At 38.0% G+C, this 6,311-nt stretch carries 5 protein-coding genes and 1 riboswitch; all 5 genes read right to left on the bottom strand.

Features of this window, described 5'->3' with window-relative positions:
• Positions 1-171 precede the first annotated feature (171 nt).
• The 5 genes from JN080_RS25860 to JN080_RS25840 all read right to left on the bottom strand — a co-directional run bounded on the left by JN080_RS25860 (position 172) and on the right by JN080_RS25840 (position 6,158).
• Entirely contained in the window at positions 172-303 is a 132-nt protein-coding gene (locus JN080_RS25860) for a hypothetical protein (protein ID WP_256238843.1), read from the bottom strand.
• Positions 304-697: 394 nt separating this feature from the next.
• Entirely contained in the window at positions 698-3,328 is a 2,631-nt protein-coding gene (locus JN080_RS25855) for an EAL domain-containing protein (protein ID WP_256238842.1), read from the bottom strand.
• Between the two features lie 362 nt (positions 3,329-3,690).
• On the bottom strand, positions 3,691-4,023 hold the full coding sequence (locus tag JN080_RS25850; RefSeq protein ID WP_256238841.1) for a hypothetical protein: 333 nt from the start codon (positions 4,021-4,023) through the stop codon (positions 3,691-3,693).
• A gap of 92 nt (positions 4,024-4,115) precedes the next feature.
• Positions 4,116-4,224: riboswitch (SAM riboswitch) on the bottom strand.
• A 518-nt stretch (positions 4,225-4,742) separates the two neighbouring features.
• Positions 4,743-4,925 (bottom strand): hypothetical protein, encoded by a 183-nt coding sequence (locus tag JN080_RS25845; protein ID WP_256238840.1) that lies wholly within the window; start codon positions 4,923-4,925, stop codon positions 4,743-4,745.
• Positions 4,926-6,158, bottom strand: a complete 1,233-nt coding sequence (locus JN080_RS25840) for an MFS transporter (protein WP_256238839.1) — start codon at positions 6,156-6,158, stop codon at positions 4,926-4,928.
• Positions 6,159-6,311 lie beyond the last annotated feature (153 nt).

Genomic DNA, 6,311 nt, shown 5'->3' with positions numbered 1-6,311 from the left:
TCATTAGAAGGGGCTTTTAGTTTATAAAAGACAGATTATTTTCAGTCATTATCACTTAATTTCAATTTTATTTTTTAATTCCTTTACCAGCTTCTAAAAATCCTAGTTTCCGTAAAGAACATCCCCCATCCTCGCTCGCATAAACCAGTTCAAAGGGAGGCTCTCTTTCTATTAAAACCACAATCTTTTATTATAATCATATTCATAGATAGAGGAATTCTCTTCCACTTCTTTTTTTGGGGTACACTCTTCACAAGGTTCTTCTGATTGGTTATGATCACATTGTTCAATTAAAAATTCCATTGTTTGTATCCCCTCTCCTATTTCTTACTTTCTATTATAATGGAAGCGGTTTCATTTGTCTTGTACCTTTAACTGGAAAAAAGTTATGATATTTAAATTTAGAGAAAAACAGAATGAACCATTTAAAAATTGATTCTTTATTTTCATCAGGTACGTTTACCATATGATCAAATATTTAACTAACCCACAAAAATATAATAGAAATTCAAATATGTATGCAAAAAGAGGCTGTCTCAAAAGTACAAGTTTTTTGAGACAGCCTCTCTTATTAACATGATAAATTCCTGGGCCTGCTAACTCATCATCCCCCCCTCTATCTCTTCTAAATCATGAAATCAAGAGCACATTGTACAAGGAAATGGTTTGACAGCGTCTCCCCAATAAATTCTATTCTTTAAGCTTTAGAGCGATCACGAGAACCGTCCCTATGTAATATTGGTAAAATTACTTCAACGGTTGAACCTTTGTTTACGATACTTTCAATGTTGATCCTACCGCCATGTTCTTGAATAATTTTTTGACTGACCATTAAACCTAATCCCGTTCCCTTTTCTTTTGTGCTGTAAAAGGGTTCTCCAATCTTTTTCATTCGTTCTTCAGAAATGCCCATTCCCTGGTCAATAAATCGGCAAATGATTGAGTCCGAATTATGCTGAAGTGTCTGGATTTTAATGACTCCTCCATTTGGCATGGCTTCTACTGCATTTTGAAGAATATTAATAAAAACCTGTTTAATTTGATTTTTATCACAATGAATAAATGGTACATCTAAACAATGGTCTTGGACAATTTCGACATTTTTCAATAGTGCCTGGGCATCATATAATCTTACCACTTGGTCCAAAAGATCCTTCACATTCATTTTTTCCATTTGCAATAATTGGGGCTTGGCAAGTGATAAAAAGTCAGTAACAATATCTTCCAGCCTTTGAATCTCAGACAAGATAATTTCAGTATATAAGGGCTCTTCCATTTCCCTTTGAAGCTGAACCAACCCTTTTATAGATGTGAGCGGGTTCCTTATTTCATGTGCCACTCCAGCAGCCAATTGCCCCACAACCGAAAGTTTTTCTGTTTTCCTTATGATTTCTTCTGCTTTCTTACGTTCCGAAATATCACGGGCTACCACAACAAAATGCTCGACTTCATTCTTTTCATCCAGTACAGGAGTTCCATAAGCCTCTACATAAATCCAGTCACCTTTGGCATGTTTACATCGTAATTCAAAAGAACTTGGTGTTCTCGATGAAACCATGTTAACAAATTGCCTTTGAATAAGTGGAATATCATCAGGATGTACTAAATGAAAAGCCAAATTCCCTTCGTATACATCGGGTGAAAATCCTAATACGGTCTTATGTGATGGAGAAGCATATGTTACAATACCATTTGTATCCAAGACTACAATTAAATCCTGCATGTTTTCAGCAATTAGGCGATAGTTTTCTTCACTTTGCCGAAGTGCTTCTTCTGCTTGTTTCCTTACCGTTATATCGCTAAACATAACTAAGGTTGCAGGACTACCATCATAGTTGATTCCCACGCCGCCCATCTCAACGTGAATGACTTCTCCATCCTTTCGAATCACTTTCTCTTCGATAATCGGCATTTCCTTTCCGATTTTAGATATAGCTATTCTCTTTTTGATAATCTCATGAAAATCGGCAAGCATATAGGTGAAAATCGATTTCCCAACCAAATTCGTTTCCTTTACTATCTCTAAAGCAGATGGATTCGCATAGAGAACCGTTCCATCTCGATGAATGACAATCCCTTTAGGGGAAAACTCCACGACTTTTCGATATCGTTCTTCACTTTCTTTTCTTTCCGTAATATCTATACAGGAACCAACGACTTCTATTACCTGTCCTCCTCTTCGGATCGGACGTAATGAGGCTAAATACCAAATACCATTAATGTTTCCTTCGTAGGTGACAGTTTCTTCTCCTTCCCACGCTCTTTGATAGTACGGAAATTTCGATTCCGCCTCCTCATCAAGTAGGAAGTCCTGTAGTTCTTTACCTATAATTTGTTCAGGGGTATGGTTCATCCGATAAAGCAATTCGCCATCACACAACGTATGAATAAATCTGCCGTCTTTTTTGATAAATTTAAAAATCATTCCTTGCTGTTGCCGAATTGTTTCCTTCAATTCTTGACGTGAGTTCTCTAATGCTTCTTCCAACGACTTTTGTTCCCCTTGTTCCCGCGGAATTCCTTCTCGATGGACAATATGTTCCAACTCATCAATTTTTAGCCGAAATTGATCAGGAGGCAACGGTTCACTAAAGAAATTGCCCTGCCCCTGATTACAAAGATTTTGTTGAAGGAAAATCAAATGGTCTTTTGATTTGATTCCTTCAGCATTTACTTCCAGTTTTAATTCGTGGGACATGGCAATAATCGCTTTAACAATTGTGGCATCCTTAGAATCTACGGTACAGTTACGCACAAAGCACTGGTCGATATTGATTTTATCTATCGGAAATTCTTTTAAATAATAGAGAGAACTGTAGCCAGTTCCGAAGTTATCTAAACAAATATGGACTCCAATACGTTTCAAATTCCTTAAAATAGGAAGAGCTGCTTGAACATCTGTCATCATACTCTCGGTAATTTGAAACTCCAGGTATTCTGGAGAAAGTCCGGTGACTTTAATTATATAGTTAACTCTTTCCACTAAATTCTGTTGAAAAAACTGGCGAGCAGACAAATTGACAGACATAATCATAGGTGGCAAACCCATTTCCTGCCATGCTTTGTTTTGTTCACACGCCGTTCGTAGCACCCATTCACCAATTGGCAAAATCAATCCTGTTGCCTCTGCGAAAGGAATAAATTCAGATGGAAAGATGACTCCTTTTTCTGGATGTTCCCAACGTATTAATGCCTCAACTCCATTAATATTACCTAAATCCAAATCGAGCATTGGTTGATAATAGAGGTGGAACTCATTCTTTTCCAGTGCATTCTTAAGATTTGTTTCCAATTGTACTTTTTCATAAGTATGTTCCACGTTCAACATTGTATCTCCCACCTTAAAGCACCAGTCAGTCTTATTTAATTACTATAACATATGATAATACATCCCTGAATTTATTCCGTATGCCATTTTCGGCATGTAATTTTCTCTTATAAAATAGTAATGATTATGAACAGCAACGCTTTATCTGCTAGTAAATCCATGATTTACTCCTCTTGACCATTGAAAGAAGTCAATTCATAACCAAATGGTTATGAATCAAATATGTATTTTTATTTCCTTTTTGCTGTTTAAAGTTGAAAAGGGATGTACTTTTAAATGGCCTTTTAAAACGCCCGAAGTCCGTAACACTCTCTGCTTAAACGCTGAGAATTTACGGACTTTTCGGTAAAACAAGGTAAGTCTCATAAAACCATATCAATATAATTCCCTTCGTCTCCATCTCCCCTTTTGATCGGAAGTTCTTGTTTTAGTAATTCCTTCCACACTTTCCGATCAAGTTCGAATGGACTTGCCTTTTGCAGAGAATCTAATTCATTTTCTGCCAGGTTCACATGGTAATATTGATCCCCATTATTAATCATAATCTCGTATTTCTTAAGCTTCATTACACACACTTCATAGTTTTCATCCCATTCTTTTAACTGCTTTTCAATTGCAGTGGCAACATATTTTAGGAATTCTTCCCTCCTCAAATTATGAGCCACATTTTTTCTGCCTTCCCCGCTAACGTTCATAATCCACCATCAACTCCCCATTAAAATTGATCGTTTTTATGCTTTTTAAACAAAAACCCCTTTTGCATTGGATACAAAAGGGTTCAATCACCGTTTTATCATCCAAAGCCATATTGTTTGCTCTGCTGGTTGAAGCACCTTGCGTAAAGCAGGTTGCTGTGGCGTCATGGAGCCAGATCTCTAAGCCACTCTTGATAACTATTTAGTTACTTTCATTATAACAGAATTCTATATTATCAAGCAAAGCTTTCGTAGATTGGATGAACATACATTTCACAGTTCCTAAATATATATACACTTTTGTATATATGTATTTACGACCGGTTTTGATCAAACACTTGTAAATCTGGAAAACTTCTTCATCACCAGATCATTCTTTATTGCTCGTTCTCTTTGTTTAACACATCACAAGTTAGGCGAATCAATTGTGAATTACTTAACAAAGTATACTTTCTAACTTTTATCAGAACAACAGATCACATAAAAGTATAACAAAGTTTTCACAATTGAACGGTAAATATTTTCTTAAATAACGTAATGAACTTAGTTATGCTTTCGAGAGATTCGTGGTCAGTCCCCCGTCAGATTAAAGCTTAAATGTAGCGATGGTCTGACTCCAAAGTGACACTGAGGGAATCCCTACAAAGTACTGAATAAAAATTACTTTACAAATTCAAAAAACAGCCAAGATCAGTGTCCGGCTGTTTTTATCAATCAATTTAACACTTATTCGTAGTAAATTGTCCACAAATAATCATTCTGAATGGCACATCCATCCCCAAAAAGTCCGGTGGAAAAAATCTGGTTTTAATCGTAAATCCAGATTCCTCCAATAGCCATTCAACCTGATTTTCAGGAAAGAAGGAAATTTTCATAATTCCTTTCGTTACCATCTCGTCCATCTATGCCTCAGACAACGACTTCAGCTTTCTAATGGCTGGAAAAAGGTACATCCATAGACCGGCAACTGCTACGGTGCCGAGTCCGCCAATGAATACAGCAGGAACAGCCCCGATAAATCCGGCGAGCATCCCGGACTCAAATTCGCCAAGTTGATTGGATGTCCCGATAAATAACGAATTAACAGCGTTCACTCGGCCCCGCATTTCATCTGGTGTTTGTAATTGTACAAGTGAAGATCTGATTACGACACTGATTACATCGGAACCTCCAATAAGAAGCAAGGAAAACAACGATAAAAGCAAGTTGGTTGATAGCGCAAACATTATGGTAGCTAGACCAAAAACAGCTAGTGCTGCAAAAAGTTTCAACCCAACAGCGTTTTTAAGAGGTATATAGGCCATAATCATTGAAACCAATAGTGCTCCTACTGCCGGAGCAGTTCTCATTAGTCCAAATCCCCAAGGACCAGTGTGCAAAATATCCTGGGCAAAGATCGGCAAAAGCGCTGTTGCCCCGCCAAGCAGAACAGCGAATAGATCAAGCGAAATGGTTCCTAAAATAATGGGATGGCGCCAAACAAATTCCAGGCCAAGAAAGAATGACCTTAATGTTACAGGTTCGTTCCTTCGAATGGTTGTCCATTCTGAGCGAATCAAAAAGATTAAGAGTGCGGCAATCAATAGTGCAATCATTGCAGTACTGTAAACGGAAGCAGGTCCTATCGAATAGAGCAATCCGCCAAGGGCTGGACCCAAAATTTGAGCAGTTTGCCCTGCAGTAGTACTTACCGAAATGGCTTGCTGTAAGATTTTCTTTTGCACAAGCTGTGGAAGCAGCGATGAGGAGGTCGGACCTTCGAAAGCACGGCAGGCACCAAGAATTGCCGCCAACAACAAGATTTGTTCACGGCCAAGCCAGCCTCCAAGACTCCCGATAAGAAGCAGCGCAGCTGTCAAGCTTTCAATGAGTAAACATAAGAAAACAATCCTGCGGCGGTCAAAACGATCTGCTATTTGACCGACAATAAATGTCAATAGCACCATGGGGATAAACTGGGCTAACCCTACTAAGCCGAGACTAAAAGCATCATGCGTTAACGCATACATTTGCCACCCGATGGCAACTGACAGCATTTGAAACGAAGTCGAAGATAAAATTCGCGAAACCCAAAATTTCGCGAAAGATGGTTGTTTAAATAGAGAATTCCCTGGATGATGCAAACTAAAACTCACGCCCCTAAAAAAAGACCAAATGCTCTTTGGTCTATAAACAAACAATATGATTAAAAACACCTATTTCTCGGATTGGTGGGACTGTCTAGGAATCGAACCTAGCAGAGACGACATGCGCTCTCAAGTAATGATGTAATTTTTTAATAACAAGAT

The sequence above is a fragment of the Bacillus sp. EB600 genome (assembly GCF_024494385.1).
Lineage (GTDB): Bacteria > Bacillota > Bacilli > Bacillales > Cytobacillaceae > JAEVLT01.
This window is presented reverse-complemented; position numbering and strand designations above follow the sequence as displayed.